A 19,376-nucleotide genomic window follows, 5' to 3' on the forward strand; every position below is an offset into this window, starting at 1 on the left:
TTTTTTAAAAATTAAATTCCAAATTCCAATGAAAGTTTGGAATTTGGAATTTTTAATATTTGAAATTTATTTGGTTTTATTTTTTGATTAAACCTAATTCTACTAAACGTTCGTGCAAAAACTCGCCGGCAGAAATATCCTCATATTTCTTAGGGTTTTCAGCGTCAATGCAATTTTCTAAACAATCCAGGCGCATATCACTTACAGGATGCATGAAAAACGGAATTGAATAACGTGATGTTCCCCATAATTCTCTTGGCGGATTTACAACCTGATGAATTGTAGATTTTAATTTATTGTTTGTATGTCTGGACAACATATCTCCAACGTTAATTACTAATTCATCATCCGCTGCAATAGCATCAATCCATTCGCCGTTATGATTTTGAACCTGAAGTCCTTTTCCCTGAGCACCCATCAATAGGGTAATCAGATTGATGTCACCGTGAGCTGCTGCACGAATAGCATTTTCAGGCTCAGAAGTAATTGGAGGGTAATGAATAGGCCTTAAAATGGAGTTTCCTTCTTTTCCATATTCATCAAAATAGAACTCATCAAGTCCAAGGTGTAAGGCCAAAGCTCTTAAAACGTAAATTCCGGTTTTTTCCAGCATTTGGTAAGCATCTTTGCCAACTTCATTAAAGCGGGGTAATTCTTTAACCTCAACGTTGTCGGGGTATTCAGATGCCCATTTGGAATCTTTGTCAACGTACTGGCCAAAATGCCAGAATTCTTTTAAATCTCCCTCTTTGCGTCCTTTGGCATGTTCTTTTCCAAAAGAAACATAACCTCTTTGGCCACCTATTCCGGGAATTTCATAATTGTGTTTGGTTTCTAATGGCAAGGCGAAAAATTTTCGAATTTCGCCATAAAGTTCGTCTACCAGTTTGTCATCCAAAAAATGACCTTTTAGGGCTACGAAGCCAATGTTTTCAAATGCACTGCCGATTTCATTTACAAATTTTTGTTTACGTTTCGGGTCGTCCGAAAGGAAATCACGTAAGTCTACACTAGGAATGTTTTGCATACTTTACATTTTTATTTAAGAAAAAAAGGTTTTGAACCTTTTCATAACAAAGGTAGAGAATATTTTAGTTTTGAATTTTAAAAAAATGTATAAAATTGGACTTTTCCTGTAATAATTTAACATTGTGATTGAAAAATAAAATTTGATTATACTTTAATTTAAACCTCGTTTTGAATTAAAAACATGTTAATAATTCTGAAATCACAGGGTTTTTAAATATAAAATGCTATTTTTATGAAAAACGAACATTATGAAAATAGGACTAATTGGATTTGGAAAAACAGGAAAAGCAGTAGCATCGGTTTTATTGCAAAACAAAAATTTCTCCCTTAAGTGGGTTGTGAAAAGAAGTCATACTTTAGAGAATCGTACTACAGCAGAATATCTGGGAATTGATTCTGAAGAAACCGGAAAAATATATTCTAGTGAAACGACTCCTATTGCAGAGCTTTTAGACAATCAGCCAGTTGATATGATTATTGATTTTTCATCAGGTTCCGGAATTTACACTTATGGTGAAGCAGCCAGCAAACGAAAAATAAAAATAATTTCTGCCATTTCGCATTATACAAAAAAGGAAAAAGATTTTTTGGAATCACTTTCTAAAATGACAACGGTATTCTGGAGCCCAAACATTACTCTTGGCGTGAATTATTTACTGTTTGCTTCTAAATTTTTAAAGAAAATAGCTCCCTGGGTAGATATTGAAATCATAGAAGAACATTTTAAAGGCAAAGATGGAATTTCAGGAACAGCAATAAAAATAGCCGAAGCACTGGATGTGGAAAAAGATGATATAAATTCTGTCAGAGCTGGTGGAATTGTGGGTAAACATGAAGTTGTTTTCGGATTTCCTTTTCAGACGGTAAGATTAGTACACGAAAGCATTTCCCGGGAAGCCTTTGGAAGCGGTGTAATCTTCGTTGCAGAAAACCTGAATGATAAAAAGGAAGGGCTTTTTAATTTTGAAGATATTCTCTCTCCGTATTTTGCTGTTTAATAATGTATTGATGAATGAATTTTACTTTTTAATATAAAATAGATTTAGAATTAAAGTTTTTTAGACACATTTGTCTGGCTAAGCAAAGTAGAAGCTCTAGCAGATAGATTATTAGAATCAGATTTTAATCAGTTTGACATTATGAGATTACTTTTTAAATAATTAATTCTTTAACAATTAGGTTTATGATTGTTGTATTTTTATATATTTGAAATAAAAAAACAGCAAATGATCTTTTATAGGCAAAACCTCACAGACAACCAATTATTAGATTTATACAAAAAAATACTGAAGCCTCGTTTGATCGAAGAAAAGATGCTCATCTTGATTCGGCAGGGAAAAGTATCAAAATGGTTTTCCGGAATAGGCCAGGAAGCGATTGCTGTAGGAGTTACGGCTGTTTTGGATGAATCTGAATATGTATTGCCAATGCATAGAAATCTGGGCGTTTTTACCACCAGAAATATTCCGTTACACAGGCTTTTTTCACAATGGCAGGGAAAAGCGAATGGTTTTACAAAAGGACGTGACAGAAGTTTTCATTTTGGAACTCAGGAATACAAAATAATAGGAATGATTTCGCATTTGGGACCTCAGCTTGGAATTGCTGATGGAATTGCCCTTGCGAATAAACTTCAGGACAATAAAAAAATCACAGCTGTTTTTACAGGCGAAGGTGCAACAAGTGAAGGCGATTTTCATGAAGCCTTAAATATTGCTGCGGTCTGGAAACTGCCGGTAATGTTTATTATCGAAAATAATGGTTACGGACTTTCTACTCCAACTAACGAGCAGTATGCTTGTAAAAATTTAGCCGATAAAGGAATTGGTTATGGTATGGAAAGCCATATTATTGATGGAAACAATATTCTTGAAGTTTATGATAAACTGTCTAAGTTAAAAGCAGAAATGCAGGAAAATCCACGTCCGGTTTTATTGGAATTTAAGACCTTCAGGATGCGTGGTCATGAAGAAGCGAGCGGAATCAAGTATGTTCCGAAAGAATTGATGGATGAATGGGCTGCAAAAGATCCGGTTGCCAATTATAGGAATTATTTAATTGAAAGTGGTGTTCTTACAGCAGAACTCGATGAGCAATTTCATAATGAAATAAAGCATGAAATTGACGAAAATTTAGCCATAGCAAATGCAGAACCTGAAATTGTCCCAACTTATGAGGGAGAATTAGAAGATGTCTATAAACCGTATCAATATGAGAAATTCAGTACAGATTCATCAAGTCAGAATATCCGTTTTATTGATGCTATACGCAATAGTTTAAATCAGTCGCTACAGCAGCATAGGAATCTTATAATTATGGGACAGGACATTGCTGAATATGGCGGAGCCTTCAAAATTACTGATGGATTTGTTGAGGTTTTTGGTAAAGATCGTGTTCGTAATACTCCAATTTGCGAAAGCGCCGTTATTTCTACAGCAATGGGATTGTCCATAAACGGATATAAAGCAATTGTAGAAATGCAGTTTGCCGATTTTGTTTCGACAGGCTTTAACCCAATTGTAAATTTACTGGCAAAATCACATTATCGCTGGGGCGAAAAAGCCGATGTGGTTGTTCGCATGCCTTGCGGTGGCGGAACTCAGGCAGGGCCATTTCATTCGCAGACAAATGAAGCATGGTTTACCAAAACTCCAGGCTTAAAAGTCGTTTATCCGGCTTTTCCGTATGATGCCAAAGGGTTATTAAATACTTCAATAAACGATCCCAATCCGGTGTTGTTTTTTGAACACAAGTTATTATATAGAAGCGTTTATCAGGACGTTCCAATAGATTATTATACGATTCCATTAGGCAAGGCTGCTTTAATAAAAGAAGGAAAGAAAATAACTATCATTGCTTTTGGCGCTACAGTGCATTGGGCATTGGAAACCTTAGAGAAAAATCCGGATATTGAGGCTGATTTGATTGATTTAAGAACATTACAGCCTTTGGATACCGAAACTATTTTTGCATCAGTCAAAAAAACCGGAAAAGTGATTATCTATCAGGAAGATACTCTGTTTGGTGGAATTGCCAGTGATATTTCAGCTCTGATTATGGAACAGTGTTTTGAATACCTGGATGGCCCTGTTAAAAGAGTCGCCAGTTTAGAGTCACCGATTCCGTTTACAAAAGCTCTGGAAGACCAGTTTTTACCCAAAAACCGATTCGAAAAAGAACTGATTGATTTACTGGCTTATTAAAAGAGCCAATTAAAATTATTTAAAAACGAATATTACTTAATACATAAAAATATGAAAAAACTGTTTGTTTCGATTTTTACACTTACACTCCTTTTTTCCTGCAATAAAAGCGCGAAATCTGGTGATGATAAAGCTTTAGACAAAAAATTCGATAAGTATAAAGATGGTTTTGTAACCGCTTTATGGCAAGTTAATCCGGGATGGGCTTCGGCTGTTGGTTATCATAAATTGGATAGTGTTTTGGTAGTTCCGGATGCTACGGCAGATAAAGTGCAGCTTGATTTTGCAAATGCGCAATTAGACTCCTTAAAACAATATGATGTTGAAGACTTATCGGATAACAATAAGACGGATTATCATATGATAAAAAATCAGCTGGAATCTGTAATTTTTAGTATTAAAGAATTAAAATCGTCGCAATGGGATCCGTCGGGATATAATGTTTGTGGTGCTTTTGCAGAAATTTTAAATGGTAAATATGATTCATTGGAAGTTCGTCTGCGTTCTTTTAATGCAAAAATGAATGCTATTCCGGCTTATTATGAAGCAGCTAAAAAGAATATTAAAAATCCAACGGTTGAACATACAGAACTTGCAATTGCCCAAAACATTGGAGGTTCTTCTGTTTTTGAAACGGATTTAAATGATGCTCTTGCTAAAAGTAAACTAACTCCGGCGGAGAAAAAAGAAATTCAGGACAAAGCAAAAGTTTCTGTAAAAACAATTAAAGATTATGCAGACTGGCTTAAAAATCTGTCAAATAAAACACCGCGCTCGTTTAGATTAGGAGCTGATTTATACGCTAAAAAATTCAGTTTTGATATTCAGTCTCGTTATTCTACGGATGAAATTTATAAAATCGCCGTTGATCACAAAAAAGATCTGCATGATAAAATGTTTGCACTGGCTGATAAACTTTGGTCTAAGTACAAAGGAAATGAGACAAAACCAACAAATAAGCTGGAATTAATCAAACAGGTTATTGATCAGATTTCATTAAAACATACTACTCCGGAGAAATTCCAGTCAGAAATTGAAAAACAGATTCCTGAATTGACAGCTTATGTAAAAGCGAAAGACTTATTATACATCGATCCTTCAAAACCACTGATTGTTCGTAAAGAACCTGCTTATATGGCCGGTGTTGCAGGTGCTTCAATTTCTGCTCCGGGACCTTATGACAAAAATGGAAACACTTATTACAATGTAGGTAGTATGTCTGGCTGGACAGCTGAAAATGCTGAAAGTTATTTGAGAGAATACAACGATTATATTTTGCAGATTTTAAATATTCACGAAGCAATTCCGGGACATTATACACAATTGGTTTACAGTAATCAGTCGCCAAGTATTATCAAATCTATTCTTGGAAATGGTGCAATGGTCGAAGGCTGGGCTGTATATGCAGAAAAAATGATGCTGGAAAGCGGTTATAAAAATTCTGATGAAATGTGGCTGATGTATTATAAATGGAATTTAAGAGCAACTTGTAATACTATTTTAGATATTAGTGTTCATACAAAAAACATGTCTAAGGAAGCAGCTTTGGATTTGCTTGTCAAAGAAGCTTTCCAGCAGCAGGCAGAAGCAGAAGGGAAATGGAAGCGTGTTACCTTGACACAGGTACAATTATGTTCTTATTTTACAGGATACACTGAAATTTACAATTTAAGAGAAGAACTTAAAAAACAGGAAGGAGAGAATTTTAACCTGAAAAAATTCCATGAGAAATTCTTAAGTTTTGGAAGCGCTCCGGTTAAATATATCAGGGAGTTGATGTTGTCTGAAGATTAAATTTTAAGATTATGGATTACGCCAAAAGGGTTTGATAAAATAGACTATCAAACCCTTTTTGAGTTTATCAGATATTTATAACCAAACGTTTGCCATCTAAAAGTTCAGTGTTCCAGGCTTTTTCAATATCACTTAAATTTACAGTTTCAATATTGATTTTTAATTTGTTTTGAGCAGCCAAAAGGAAGGTTTCAGGAAGTATTTCAGAAAATAGTAATTTCACTTCTTCCTTAGTCCAGCTTCCTAAGCCGGAACCTGATAACTGAAGATCAATACTTCTTAAAATTCCTGATGATAACTGAATATCGTCTCCTGACATGGAGCCAATTGAAACAAATCTGACTTTATTAGTAAATGTCCCGTTTCCTTTTAACGCTGACAAAATCAATTCTGCAGAGTGCCCCCATAAATAATCCAGAATAATATCTATTGGAGTATTTTGATGGATTTTTTTAAGTTGGTTTAGGATCGTTTCATCATCCTGTTTAAGAGAAATGATTTCGTTAGCTCCTAGTTCTAAAAGGGTTTTAAGTGTTTTTTCATTTCTTCCGGTTGCGATTATTTTTTTTGCTCCGTAATGTTTCGCAAGCTGAATAGTTATTTGCCCCGTAAAACCTGTAGCTCCGTTTATTAAAACTGTTTCTCCCGGTTTTATTTTTGCTCGAAATAGTAGGGCCATTGCTGAGCCTGCAACTGCATTTGGCATTGCCGCTGCTGTCGCATTACTGATTTCTTCAGGCAACAGAACCATTCTGTTTTTTTCTACAATGGCCTTTTCTGCAATTGTTCCTGTGATTCCCCTTGCGTAAACTCTTGTACCGTTTTCTAATAAGCCAATACAATCACTTCCTATTATAAACCCGTTTTGATTTTCATTTTCAGATGAATAATGTTTGCCACTCGCTTTTGCTTTGTCCAGATTGGTAATGGCAATGGCTTTTACTGAAAGTAAAATTTCGTTTTCATTTTGTGGAATGGGTTCTGCAAATTCTGCATATTTTGGCATTTCGCCCTTTTTATAAATTACTGCTGCTTTCATAATAATTAATTTTTATGATACAAAGCTAGATAGCAGTTTATGAGCAGACGATAACATTTGTTATCAAATGAAATGTATTATTTTTTCTGAAGTAATTTGCTTTTTATCCGGCTTAAATGAACTGTACTTATACCGAGATATGAGGCAATATAATGTTGTGGGACACGCTGGATGATTTGAGGATTTTCTTCTGTTAAATTTAGATATCGCTGAGCAGGAGAATCCTTTATAAAAGAAACGAAATGGTGTATGTAATCAAATGTGCGCTGAAAAAGTCTGTTAATAAGCTGATCTCTTAATTCTGGAATTTTCTTAATTTCTTCCAGTATTACATCGATATCACTTTTATGGATCCACCATAAAACAGAAGGCTCAATGGTTTCAATAAATACAGGACTTGGGTGTTTTTTAATAAAACTTTCGATAGAAGCAACGCTTTGGTTTTCGAAAAAAAACTGAGTAGTAAGATCCTTACCATTATTGTTAAACCAAACCCGGATGCATCCTTTTTCGATTATAAAAAGCTTTTTTGAAATTTCGCCTTCTTCTAAAAGAGTCGTTTTTGCAGGAACTTCAATACGATTGAAATAGCTTGTATATTCATGCCATTTTGAATCATCAAGAGGAAAATTATTTCGAAATTGGTCGAACATTATTGATCATTTTTGGGGTATTTAATCAACGGAAACCCCAGTTTCAATTGAAAGTATATGCATTATTATTTGATTTGAAAATTCTAAATTTTCATCGTTTATATCAAGTATCATTTTGAATGAAGTGCTAAAAATCTTCTTTTTTAGTTCGGCTATTTTAGTGTCCCTGAAATAATAATTATAATTGAATGAAATAAAGTGTTTTTGATTAACTGTTAAATGCTTGTCATTATTAAAAGTTATGGTTCTGCTATTTATTTCATTTATAAATGGGGTTAGAGATTGATTTTGAAATAAAATTTGATAATTGGATTTCATGAAAAATGATCTGCATTTTAATTCTAAAAATAAATCATCATTTTGATTGTAAATGTTTATAATTCTATTAATCCAATTAAATTTTAATACTGAATAAAATAATAATTGTCCATCCTGATAAACAAAAAGACTTTGTGTCCCTTTTTGTATTATTTCTAAAATCATCTAAAATTATTTAAAATCCGATTCCTTTTCAAACAACTGCACCTGGCTTTTTAATCTGTCAATCAGTAAATTCATCATTCGTTTATTTAAGTCGGAAGAATTCTTAATATAAGTTTCATATTCTTCACCGGTAAAAAGCGCAATGACAATTCCTTTTAAAGAATTTCTGAATTTGATATCTTTTTGAATCGAGTTTTCGATGGTCTGCAGTTTCTTTTCGACGGTATAAGAATAAAAATCAGCTTTATTTTTATTTACATAATTAATGAAAACCGCAATAAATAAATCATTCTGAAGTTTTAAAATTGGTCTAATCGTTTGATTTTGAAATATTTCATCAGATGATGACTGAGCGCTTACGGTTCCTAAAGTTTCGCCTCTGAATTCTCTTAAAAAAGTGTCTCTGTCGCTCATGGTTTTTATTTAAAGTTATAAAAATATCTTCTATAAAAATAACTTCCTCGGATTTAGTTACTGACAAATTCTACAATAAATAAGTTTATAAATTAAAATTTTAAGTTGACTTTAATTTTTAGAGTTTTAAAAGTGATTTTTGAAATAATTCAATAGCAAATTTTCGAATTATTGAAATCGTAAGAATTAATAAAAAAACATAATTCGACTATGAAAGTAAAAAACTATTTTTACCCGTATAAAATAAAAAATATGAGATTCCACACCAGAAAATGGGTTAAACCTGAAGATTTAAATCCAAACGGAACATTATTCGGCGGACAATTATTAGCCTGGATTGATGAAGAGCTTGCTTTGTATTCAATTGTTCAATTAGAAAATTCGAGAGTAGTGACCAAGCACATGTCTGAAATCAACTTTAAAAGTTCTGCCCGCCAAGGCGATATTGTAGAAATAGGAATCGATGTAGTAAAATTTGGAACAACTTCTTTAGTCCTTAAATGCGCCGTAAGAAATATGATGACCCGCGAAATCATTATCACAATTGACAACACTACTATGGTTAACTTAGGTGAGGACGGAAAACCAAAACCACACGGTAAAACTCAAATCGAATTTGTAAAAGACCGTTTACTGTAAAATAATGAGTAAATAAAAATAATGAAGTTTTGCATGGTGAAAGAAATATATTCAAAAGTGCCTAAAAAAATAATTCTGGCTTCTTTATTAATCGTTTTTCAAATGTCCTGCAACTCCAAAGAAGAGAAGGATAAATATAATGAGGTTGTTTATCGAGCATTAAACAATAAGGATACTGCAACTTTAGCCATTAAAATAAGTGATAAACGTTTTTACGGACGTTATGAAAGATCGTATTACAGAAATGGTAAAGATTCAGGAGATGTAAGGGGAGATATAAAAGGAGATACTTTAAGAGGTGACTTTCATTACATAACCAGTGGCGGAGGCTGGAAAAGAATTCCAATTGCTTTATTAAAGAAAGAAAATAAACTGTTTTTAGGAAGTGGTGTAATAGGAACTTACATGAATCTTCCATGTTTTTTGCCGGGAACTCTTAATTATAAGGACTCAGAGTTTGTTTTTGAAGAAGTAAAAAAATAGTTTCAGATTTCAAGTTTTTCAAATTGAAATCTGAAACTAAAATTACTTATCTAAATTAGGTAGACTGGAAGGTAATTCGAATATTTCCAAATCAAAATAGCCTACAGCTGCCATAATGTGGTCAAAAATATCGGCCATAATATATTCGTAATTGGCCCAGCGTTTATCACTCGAAAACACATAAATTTCCAATGGAACCCCATGTGCAGTCGATTGCAGCTGACGACAGATAATATGCATGTCTTTGTTAAGGCCTGGAGTATTCACTAAATACTGAATAATATATTTTCTGAACAAACCTAAATTGGTCATGTTTCGACCGTTAATTGCCAGATTTTTATCAATGCCCCTTAAGTCGTTGTATTTTTCAATTTCGGCTTGTCTGGATTCGATATAAGAGGTAATCAGCTGTATTTTTTTCATTTGATGTAATTCTTCATCATTTAAAAAACGAACACTGCTGCTTTTGATTAAAACATGTCTTTTGATACGTCTTCCCTGAGAATTTTGCATACCACGCCAGTTCTGAAACGAGTCTGAACTTAAGGCATACGTTGGGATTGTGGTAATCGTATTATCAAAATTTCGGACTTTTACAGTGGTCAGATTAATTTCGATTACATCTCCATCGGCACCAAATTTATCCATTGTAATCCAGTCGCCAATACGAACCATATCGTTGATGGCTACCTGTACACTGGATACAAAACCTAAAATAGTATCCCTGAAAATAAGTATGATGATTGCCGAAAGTGTTCCTAAGATTGTCAGCAATTCGCCTCTTTTCATGCCAAACAATGTTGATACTATAAGGGCAACTCCAAAAATCCAGAGTACAATCATAATGACCTGAACAAAGCTGTCGATCGGTTTGTCGCTGTATTCAGGCTTGTTTTTTAAATAATCACGTAGGGCATTAAAAATAGTCCTGATAATCCATAAACTGATCAGAACGATATATACACCTACAATTTTTCCGAAAACAGCTTCCCAGTATTCATATTTGTCCAGTATAACAGGAACCGCTTTATAAATAAAGAAAAACGGAATCAGATAGGCTGTATATTTAGTAGTCTTATTGTTAATCAGATAATCGTCAAATTTAGTTTTGGTTCGCTGTGCAAAAATGGCCATCAGCGTTACCAGAACAAATTTGGCAATGTAATAAATAGCATAAGCCAATGCCAGCATAATGGCAATATTAAAGATCAGGCTGGTATAAGACGCAAAACTGCGGCTCATTCCCCAATCTCTGAAAAGTGGATATAAAAAATTGAATATTTTATCCAAAAGCTTATGCATTATTTTCTAAATATTTTTTCTCAATGTAGAAAGTTCCGAACGGAATAAGAGAAGCAATCAAAATGATTCCAAAGGTTTTTGAATCCCAGTTTTGCGGTTTTTTTAATAATACAGCCAGTATAATATAAGCGATAAACAAGACTCCGTGTCCCATTCCGAAAGGACGTACAATGGCATGATACAGTTCCGGATTATTGGATTTTAAAATCAGCATATTGGCGATTAATACTAAATAAGAGATTCCTTCTAAAATGGCAGTAACTTTAAAAATCCTAAGCATACTTTTTTGTTTTTTGAATTAATAGCCGCAAAATTAAGTATTATCAGCGATTATTAAGGTATCTGTAATAAAAGTAATTTACTTTTGTATTCTTAAACTTTGGCTATGAGCAAACGCGATTTAAAAAAATATTTGGCTGAATTGAATAAAGAGCAGCTCGAAGAACAAATTATAGAATTGTACGAAAAATTCAGTCCTGTAAAAGTCTATTATGATTTTGCTTTCAATCCAAAAGAAGATAAACTTTTACAGGAAAGCAGAACGAAGATTTCACACGAATATTTCCCTGTTAAAAAGCCGGGTGCAAAATGGCGTCCAAAAGCAAAAATGCGGCGTTCTGTAGCGCAGAAAATCATTAAACATTTTATAGCTCTTGGAGTTGATTCTTTTGTGATTGCAGATATTATGCTTTTTAATATCGAAATTGCACAGACGTATTCGGCAGAAAATTTTATAAAACAGGAATTATTCTATAAGAGCATGCTCAATTCCTTTGAACAAGCGGTAAACTTTGCAATTTCTAATGGAATTTTAGGCGAATTTAAAGCCAGAATTATCGCGATTCAACAAGAAACTATTCAACAAAAATGGAAAAATAAGTATGATTTTGAAGCAATTGTAGATAAAATTGACTTTTAAATGCTTTTAGTATAAAAAAATCTTGTTTAAAAAAAACATTTATTTTAGGTTAAATTAAGATGAAAAACTGTTTTTTAGGTGTATTTTTGCAAAAATTCAAAAAATTACAATGCCTCAAGACACTTTAGAATTAGAAAGAGAAGACAGAAAAGAACTTTATGCATATCAAAAAGGCGATATTGACGCCATTTTTGATAGGTTAGACAATGCTCCTTCAAAACATCATTTACTTTACCAATTGCCGACAGGTGGTGGAAAAACGGTGATATTTTCTGAAATCGTTCGTCGCTATTTAGCGAATAATGATAAAAAGGTAGTTGTCCTGACACATCGTATCGAACTTTGTAAGCAGACTTCAAAAATGCTGAAAGGTTTTGGCGTAAGTAACAAAATAATCAACAGTAAAGTAAAGGATTTGCCGGATCAAAATGAATATTCATGTTTTGTGGCAATGGTTGAGACTTTAAAAAACCGTATTAATGATGAGAAACTGCATCTTGATAATATTGGTTTGGTAATTATTGATGAGGCGCATTACAATTCATTCAGAAAACTATTAAACTCATTTAAGAATGCTTTTATACTTGGTGTAACGGCAACACCTCTGAGTTCGAATATAAAATTACCGATGCATCAAAGCTATAATGAGCTGATTGTGGGAGACACTATTGGTTCATTGATTGAAAAAGGATTCCTGGCACGTGCGACTACCTATAGTTATGATGTGGGACTGACTTCTTTGAAAGTAGGTATCAACGGAGATTATACAGTAAAATCTTCAGACGATTTGTATACTAATACGCTGATGCAGGAAAAATTGCTGCATGCTTATACGGAGCGTTCTTTGGGTAAAAAAACGCTTATTTTCAATAATGGTATTCATACTTCACTATATGTATATGATACTTTTAGAGAAGCAGGTTATGACATCAGACACCTTGATAACACAAGTGGAGCAGAAGAGCGTAAAGAAATTTTGGCATGGTTCAAAAAAACTCCTGATGCTATTTTGACTTCGGTAGGTATTTTAACGACAGGCTTTGATGAACCGACTGTAGAAACTATTATTTTAAACAGGGCTACAAAATCCCTAACGTTATATTTTCAGATGATTGGCCGTGGGTCGCGTAAACTGCCTGGAAAAGATGAATTTACGGTTATTGATTTAGGGAACAATGCAGCCCGTTTTGGTTTGTGGAGTGATCCTGTCAACTGGCAGCATATTTTTAAATCACCTGAATTTTATTTGGAAAATTTACGTGACGACAATGAAATCGAAATGTTTTTCAAATACAGCATGCCTCCTGAATTACGTGCTAAATTCAGTAAAACTGCCGATGTTACTTTTGATGTTGATGAAGAACATAAATTAGCAATTAAGCAAAATCTGCGTTCAAAAATTGTACTGGATAAATCATTGGACCAGCACGCAGCAATGTGTGTAGATAATACAGAGACCCTTCAGGAAGCAAAAGCTTTAGGGAAAGAGTTGGATGACGATATAGAATGCAGGATCAAACGTTATGCAAAATGTCTGAGTCAGTGCAGTAAAAATTACCGCGAATGGCTGGTTGATGATTACAAGAAAAACATGACTTTATTAATCGGTAAAAAGTATCGTGAAAAAATCATGAACGAACCGGATTGATAAAATTTTTATTTCAGGTTTAAAAACACCAAACTAACGAAGTCGAATTGATTAAAGTTTGGCATTGAAATTGTTTTTTGCAATTGATTTTGATTTTGCCATTGAATTTTGATATTGAATAAAGATGAATTTGAAGAAAATTGTTGTTTTGTTTTTAATTGGTTCTTTTCATAATGCTTTTGCGCAAAAAGACGGGTATTGGGATAAAGAACGTGCTACTACAAAAGAGATAATCGTTTCTGCAGGAGACAGAATAACAGTTAAAACTGAAGACTTGCCTGTTGGTACAACTGAAATCGTTTATAGAGTTACACTTTTAGACGAAAACCAGCAAATGGCAAATAGTTTGGTTAATGTATTAAAAGCTATTCCTGATCCTTACGGAATAGGGCAGGGTTCGGCAGGAGCAGTATTTCTGATGTCAAAAATTTCAGGTGATGACAAATGTACTTATGCACTTTTTACTTCAGATATAAATGCCAAAAAATACGTTGATAATGGGAAAACCAATGATGCCTGTTATGCACAGACAGAGCCTTTAAGCAAAGATGCCAAACGTTTATCAATCGATAAATCGTCTTGCCTTAGTGCAAATACCACTACCATTTGGTTTGGTTTTGAAAGCAAAAACTGGTTGCTGAAACAAAAAATAGTTTTAGAAGTTGTGCCATGGGTTGACACGAAATTAAACCGTGGCTGGAATGCCGATAACAAAAACGAAATCGTGAGTTTGTGCAAAACTTCTACGATGGCACAAAAAATGGCTAATTCAGACGATTTTTGCGTTTGTATTCTGGATAAAATCATGAAACAATATCGTTATGATGAGTATCAAAAACTACTTGCTATAGAAAAAACTAAAGTTTACAAGGATTTTGGAAATGCCTGTTACAATGATGCTTCAATTTCTAAAAATGTCTACAATGATTTGCGTACTCAGGCAAATACTTTGATAAAACTGCAAAAATACAACGAAGCAATTCCAAAGTTAAATACAATTATAACAGCAGGAAAAGCAACAGCTCTGGATTACAGTTCCATTGGTTACAGTTATATTTTGACCAAACAATATGCAAAAGCCATAAAGTTTTTAAAGGAAGGCGAAAAGCTGGACGATACCGAATTATTAGTGAAATTAAACCTGGCGCATGCTTATTTAGTTAGCGATGATTACAGTCAGGCAAAAGCGATTTATAAAAAATATCAGTCTCAAAATGTTACTGATAGTTTAAGCTGGATAGACAAAACCAAACAGGATTTCATTCTTTTTCAAAAAGAAGGATTGCCTTCGTCAGATTTTGAGAGGGTTTTGAAGCTGTATAATTAAAAAAAATATTTCACCATATAAGTGTTATAAGTTCATTTAACTTTAGGCTGAGTTTATAGTTTTCATTGAATGTAATTAAAATCAATTGTCAGGCTGAGCGGAGTGAAGCCCTTTTTATAAATTTATACTTAAAAGAGAAATTTATATTTTCTTATATCGCTTATATGGTTTAAAAAGACTTCAAAATGATAGCTACTTACCAAAAATACATGCTCGAATTCAAACGTCCTTCGGGAACGTCTCGTGGAATTATGACCGAAAAAGAAACCTGGTTTATAATCCTTGAAGAAAACGGCAAAAAAGGAATAGGTGAGTGTGGAATTCTTAGAGGACTGAGTGCGGACGATAGGGAAGATTATGAAGAGAAATTAAATTGGGCTTGTCAAAATATTCATTTAGGTGAAAAGGTACTTTGGGAAAATTTATTGGAATTTCCTTCCATTCAATTCGGAATCGAAATGGCTTTTTTGTCTTTGAAAAGTGAAAATCCATATCTGTTATTTCCTTCAGATTTTACGAATAATTCAAAATCAATTGATATAAACGGTTTGGTTTGGATGGGAGAAGAAGCTTTCATGAAAGAGCAGATCGAAGAAAAACTCCAACAGGGATTTACCTGTATTAAACTCAAGATCGGGGCCATAGATTTTCAAAAAGAACTCGAATTATTGCACTTTATCCGTACTCATTTCACCGCTGAACAGATAGAAATACGAGTGGATGCGAATGGTGCTTTTTCTTTAAATGAAGCTTTAGATAAATTAAGTCAATTATCTGGTTTTGAATTGCATAGTATTGAACAGCCTATTCAAAAAAACAACACTGACAGTATGGCAGAGCTGTGTAAAACAACTCCTTTTCCTATTGCTTTGGATGAAGAATTGATTGGTGTGTTTTCGTTCGAAGAAAAAGAAGCGCTTTTGCAAAAAATCAAGCCACAATATATTATTTTGAAGCCAAGTTTTGTAGGTGGCTTCAGAGGAACTCAGGAGTGGATTACATTAGCAGAAAAATATAAGATCGGCTGGTGGATTACCTCAGCACTGGAAAGCAACATTGGTTTAAACGCAATTGCACAATGGACATTTCTGCTAAATTCTAACATGCCTCAGGGATTAGGTACCGGAGCACTTTATACCAATAATATCGATTGCCCATTGGAAGTTTTGAACGGACAATTGTGGTATAGTAAAACTAAAAACTGGGATACTTCATTTTTAGAAAATACCTAATAAAATTACTTTTTTGTCTTCTCAAAATCTGGCCAAACGAATTCAGCTTAGCGCTAAATTAAGTAACTTGCATAAAATTTAATTTGCAGAACTAATGGTTGAGATTGAAAGAAAGTTTCTTGTAAAATCGGATGAATTCAAAGCTGTGGCTTTCGCCCAAAATAATATTGCTCAGGGCTATTTGAGTTCGCTTCCTGAACGCACAGTACGCATTCGTATTAAAGGCGAAAAAGGATTCATTACGATAAAAGGAATCGGGCATCATGGCGGAATGACGCGTTTTGAGTGGGAGAATGAAATTCCGCTTGGTGAAGCGCAGGAATTGCTTAAATTATGTGAGAAAGGAAAGATTGAAAAAACACGTTTTGAAATTCAATCCGGTAAACATGTTTTTGAAGTGGATGAATTTTACGGAGAAAATGAAGGTTTGGTTATGGCGGAAATTGAACTTGAATCTGAAACAGAATCTTTTGAAAAACCGGACTGGCTGGGTGATGAGGTAACTAATGATGAACGATACTACAATGCTTATCTGAGCAAAAAACCTTTTAAAGACTGGGAAAAATAAAAATTTTATGACACATCCATACGATCTGATTATTGTGGGAGGCGGTCCAATCGGGCTTGCATGCGCAATTGAAGCTCAAAAGAAAGGCCTGAATTATCTGATTATCGAGAAAGGGGCAATTGTAAACAGTATTTTCAATTATCCTTTGTATATGACTTTTTTTTCTACTGCCGAAAGACTTGAAATAGGCAATATTCCGTTTAATTGTCTCGCACCAAAACCGGGTCGTCAGGAGGCTTTGGAATACTATCGTAATATTCACCGTTATTTTAATTTCAATATTAATTTATTCGAAAAAGTTACTGAAGTTCAGAAACAGGAAAATCAAATCTTTAAAATCACAACTGATAAAAGTTTTTACGAAACTAAAAATGTAATTATCGCAACAGGTTTTTATGACATTCCGATCGAAATGAACGTAAAAGGCGAGGAGCTGTCAAAAGTTCGTCATTATTACAAAGAAGCACACGAATATGCTTTTAGGGATATTCTGGTTGTAGGAGCCAATAATTCGTCTGTGGATGCGGCTCTGGAATGCTGGAGAAAAGGAGCGAATGTAACGATGGTAATTCGAAAAACCGAAATCAATAACAGGGTAAAATATTGGGTAAAACCGGATATTGAAAACCGAATCGCAGAAGGCAGTATAAAAGCGTATTTTGAATCGAATATTGCTGAAATTAAGGACAATGAAGTAGAAATTGAAACTCCTGAAGGCAAAGTAACTATCAAAAATGATTTTGTTCTGGCTTTAACAGGATACAAACCTGATTTGTCTTTCCTTGAAAAAATGGGTATTGAATTGTCTGATGACGAATTGAAAATACCAACGTACAATGCTGAAACGATGGAAACAAATGTTGAAGGATTGTTTTTAGCTGGCGTGGTTTGCGGGGGAATGCAGACTCATAAATGGTTTATCGAGAATTCTCGTGTTCATGCCAGTATGATTGTGGATTATATTGCTTCGAAATAGAAATAATAATTAAGATTGTCGGCTCGAGCGGAATCGAAAAGCTTTAGAGATAAAAGGTTCTCGATTCTGCTCAAACTGACAAAAGTTGATTCGTAATGATTTTAAGAACTGCACGAAAGCATAGAACATCCCACTTTTGATCTGGCCCAGTCCGGGCGTTTTGCAAACCATTTTTCGTATTCTGGCTGTTCGTCATAAGGTTTTTTTAGTAATTCATATAATTCTTCAATTAGCGAATAATCTTCTTTATCAGCAGCATCAATCGCTAATTGCGCCATATAATTTCGCAAAACATATTTTGGGTTAACTGAATTCATGTTTTTAATCCTTTCTTCGTCTGAAGTGTTTTCAAGATTCAGGCGTTTCAGGTAATCGGTAAACCATAATAACCAGTTTTCTTTAATCGCCTCTTTGATTTCTTCTGGTTTGTAAAAGGCATATTCAATAGCCTGCAGAGCTTTTTCGGCCGAATCACCTTTTCTGATTTTATTTAGATTGCGATAAAAAATAGTCATATCCGTTTCAGATAATTGCAAGTTTGATTCCAGATAAGCTATAAATTCTTCGTCATTCTCAGCTGGAGTAACGATGCCTAATTTTCCTAAAATCATTTTTTTATAATCGGAATTAAAATCGATTATAAATGATTCTAATATTTTTTCCAAAGGCTCGGCTTCATTGACTAAAGGATAAAGAGAGTTTGCCAGTTGAAACAAATTCCATTGTGCAATCTGTGGCTGATTCCCAAAGCGATATCTTCTGTTTTGACTGTCAGTTGTATTTGGTGTCCAGTTCGGATCGTAATTTTCCAGCCAGCCATAAGGTCCATAGTCGATTGTAATTCCGTGAATCGACATATTATCGGTATTCATTACGCCATGAACAAAACCTACACGCTGCCAATGCAAAATCATTTCTCTGGTTGTATCAGCTACGGTTTTAAAAAACTGTAAATATTGTTCTTTTGGCTCGCCTTTTATTTCAGGGAAATAATATTTGATGTTGTACTCAACGAATTGTTTTAGGTTTTTAAGTTCGTTTCGGGCAGCAAGCATTTCAAAACTACCAAAACGGATAAATGATGGGGCAACACGGCATACAATAGCACCTTTTTCGTAAGCAGGGTTTCCATTGTATAAAATATCACGAAGTACCTGATCGCCTGATAAAATCAACGAAAGAGATCGGGTGGTGGGAACGCCCAGATAATACATCGCTTCGGCACATAAATATTCACGAATGGAAGAGCGTAAAACAGCCAGACCGTCAGCGGTTCTTGAATAAGGTGTTTTTCCGGCTCCTTTTAGCTGTAAAGTATAAAACTGATTGTCATGTTCAATTTCGGTTAAATTGATTGCACGTCCATCACCTAATTGTCCCGCCCAGTTTCCAAATTGGTGTCCTGCATAGCACATCGCATACGGACGTGTCTGTGACAGAATTTCTTTACCGGAAAAAACATTTAAAAATTCTTCAGTCTTAATTTCATCTGCTGAGATTCCAACCAGTTCAGCCACTTCTTTTGAAGCGTGGATTAATTTAGGTTCAGATGGTCTCGTTGGTTGAACATAAGAAAAAAGCGCCTTCGAAACCTGACGGATTTCATTAGTTTCATCCTGGTCTGCCGGTAATTCGGCAGTAAAACGATTGTTTATTTTTAAGTGCAT

19 protein-coding genes are annotated in these 19,376 nt (G+C 34.1%); 11 read left to right on the plus strand and 8 right to left on the minus strand.

Annotated features, from left to right (window positions below):
- Positions 1-76 precede the first annotated feature (76 nt).
- Positions 77-1,027: an isopenicillin N synthase family dioxygenase gene (locus GWR14_RS20105; RefSeq protein WP_163410936.1), complete on the minus strand. Its 951-nt coding sequence runs from the start codon at positions 1,025-1,027 to the stop codon at positions 77-79.
- A gap of 250 nt (positions 1,028-1,277) precedes the next feature.
- On the opposite strand from GWR14_RS20105, the gene GWR14_RS20110 reads away from it, so the two are divergent.
- From GWR14_RS20110 to GWR14_RS20120, 3 genes are all read left to right on the plus strand, one after another.
- A complete protein-coding gene (locus GWR14_RS20110; RefSeq protein ID WP_163410937.1) occupies positions 1,278-2,027 on the plus strand; it encodes a 4-hydroxy-tetrahydrodipicolinate reductase in 750 nt (249 codons plus the stop codon).
- A gap of 228 nt (positions 2,028-2,255) precedes the next feature.
- On the plus strand, positions 2,256-4,232 hold the full coding sequence (locus GWR14_RS20115) for an alpha-ketoacid dehydrogenase subunit alpha/beta (RefSeq protein WP_163410938.1): 1,977 nt from the start codon (positions 2,256-2,258) through the stop codon (positions 4,230-4,232).
- Between the two features lie 51 nt (positions 4,233-4,283).
- Positions 4,284-6,026 (plus strand): DUF885 domain-containing protein, encoded by a 1,743-nt coding sequence (locus GWR14_RS20120; protein WP_163410939.1) that lies wholly within the window; start codon positions 4,284-4,286, stop codon positions 6,024-6,026.
- 67 nt (positions 6,027-6,093) lie between these two features.
- Here GWR14_RS20120 and GWR14_RS20125 read toward each other — a convergent pair whose 3' ends face one another.
- The 4 genes from GWR14_RS20125 to GWR14_RS20140 form a co-directional block, all read right to left on the minus strand.
- Entirely contained in the window at positions 6,094-7,065 is a 972-nt protein-coding gene (locus GWR14_RS20125) for a quinone oxidoreductase family protein (RefSeq protein ID WP_163410940.1), read from the minus strand.
- A gap of 77 nt (positions 7,066-7,142) precedes the next feature.
- Complete coding sequence (locus tag GWR14_RS20130; protein ID WP_163410941.1) at positions 7,143-7,718, minus strand: Crp/Fnr family transcriptional regulator; 576 nt, start codon at positions 7,716-7,718, stop codon at positions 7,143-7,145.
- Positions 7,719-7,739: 21 nt separating this feature from the next.
- Entirely contained in the window at positions 7,740-8,201 is a 462-nt protein-coding gene (locus GWR14_RS20135; RefSeq protein ID WP_163410942.1) for an LURP-one-related/scramblase family protein, read from the minus strand.
- Positions 8,202-8,207: 6 nt separating this feature from the next.
- Complete coding sequence (locus GWR14_RS20140) at positions 8,208-8,615, minus strand: glyoxalase (RefSeq protein ID WP_163410943.1); 408 nt, start codon at positions 8,613-8,615, stop codon at positions 8,208-8,210.
- Positions 8,616-8,867: 252 nt separating this feature from the next.
- Here GWR14_RS20140 and GWR14_RS20145 point away from each other — a divergent pair, with 252 nt between their 5' ends.
- Positions 8,868-9,254 (plus strand): acyl-CoA thioesterase, encoded by a 387-nt coding sequence (locus tag GWR14_RS20145; protein ID WP_163410944.1) that lies wholly within the window; start codon positions 8,868-8,870, stop codon positions 9,252-9,254.
- Between the two features lie 33 nt (positions 9,255-9,287).
- On the plus strand, positions 9,288-9,737 hold the full coding sequence (locus GWR14_RS20150) for a hypothetical protein (protein WP_246236357.1): 450 nt from the start codon (positions 9,288-9,290) through the stop codon (positions 9,735-9,737).
- A gap of 42 nt (positions 9,738-9,779) precedes the next feature.
- Here the strand turns inward: GWR14_RS20150 and GWR14_RS20155 are convergent, their stop codons facing one another.
- Positions 9,780-11,039, minus strand: a complete 1,260-nt coding sequence (locus GWR14_RS20155) for a mechanosensitive ion channel family protein (protein WP_163410945.1) — start codon at positions 11,037-11,039, stop codon at positions 9,780-9,782.
- The gene (locus GWR14_RS20160) at positions 11,032-11,319 is read right to left on the minus strand and encodes a DUF3817 domain-containing protein (protein WP_163410946.1); all 288 of its coding nucleotides are present in this window, start codon (positions 11,317-11,319) and stop codon (positions 11,032-11,034) included. The genes GWR14_RS20155 and GWR14_RS20160 overlap by 8 nt, the downstream gene beginning before the upstream one ends.
- 105 nt (positions 11,320-11,424) lie before the next feature.
- On the opposite strand from GWR14_RS20160, the gene GWR14_RS20165 reads away from it, so the two are divergent.
- The 6 genes from GWR14_RS20165 (at position 11,425) to GWR14_RS20190 (ending at position 17,709) form a co-directional block, all read left to right on the plus strand.
- Entirely contained in the window at positions 11,425-11,958 is a 534-nt protein-coding gene (locus tag GWR14_RS20165) for a DUF6155 family protein (protein ID WP_163410947.1), read from the plus strand.
- A 109-nt stretch (positions 11,959-12,067) separates the two neighbouring features.
- Positions 12,068-13,606, plus strand: coding sequence for a DEAD/DEAH box helicase (locus GWR14_RS20170; RefSeq protein ID WP_163410948.1), 1,539 nt, complete (start codon positions 12,068-12,070; stop codon positions 13,604-13,606).
- Between the two features lie 124 nt (positions 13,607-13,730).
- A complete protein-coding gene (locus GWR14_RS20175) occupies positions 13,731-14,933 on the plus strand; it encodes a tetratricopeptide repeat protein (RefSeq protein ID WP_163410949.1) in 1,203 nt (400 codons plus the stop codon).
- Between the two features lie 185 nt (positions 14,934-15,118).
- Entirely contained in the window at positions 15,119-16,165 is a 1,047-nt protein-coding gene (locus tag GWR14_RS20180; RefSeq protein WP_163410950.1) for an o-succinylbenzoate synthase, read from the plus strand.
- 94 nt (positions 16,166-16,259) lie between these two features.
- On the plus strand, positions 16,260-16,733 hold the full coding sequence (locus GWR14_RS20185; RefSeq protein WP_163410951.1) for a CYTH domain-containing protein: 474 nt from the start codon (positions 16,260-16,262) through the stop codon (positions 16,731-16,733).
- Between the two features lie 7 nt (positions 16,734-16,740).
- Complete coding sequence (locus GWR14_RS20190) at positions 16,741-17,709, plus strand: YpdA family putative bacillithiol disulfide reductase (protein ID WP_163410952.1); 969 nt, start codon at positions 16,741-16,743, stop codon at positions 17,707-17,709.
- Between the two features lie 101 nt (positions 17,710-17,810).
- On the opposite strand, the gene GWR14_RS20195 is transcribed toward GWR14_RS20190, so the two are convergent.
- Complete coding sequence (locus GWR14_RS20195) at positions 17,811-19,376, minus strand: protein adenylyltransferase SelO (protein ID WP_163410953.1); 1,566 nt, start codon at positions 19,374-19,376, stop codon at positions 17,811-17,813.

The sequence above is a fragment of the Flavobacterium ajazii genome, from assembly GCF_010614725.1.
Taxonomy (GTDB): Bacteria; Bacteroidota; Bacteroidia; order Flavobacteriales; family Flavobacteriaceae; genus Flavobacterium; species Flavobacterium ajazii.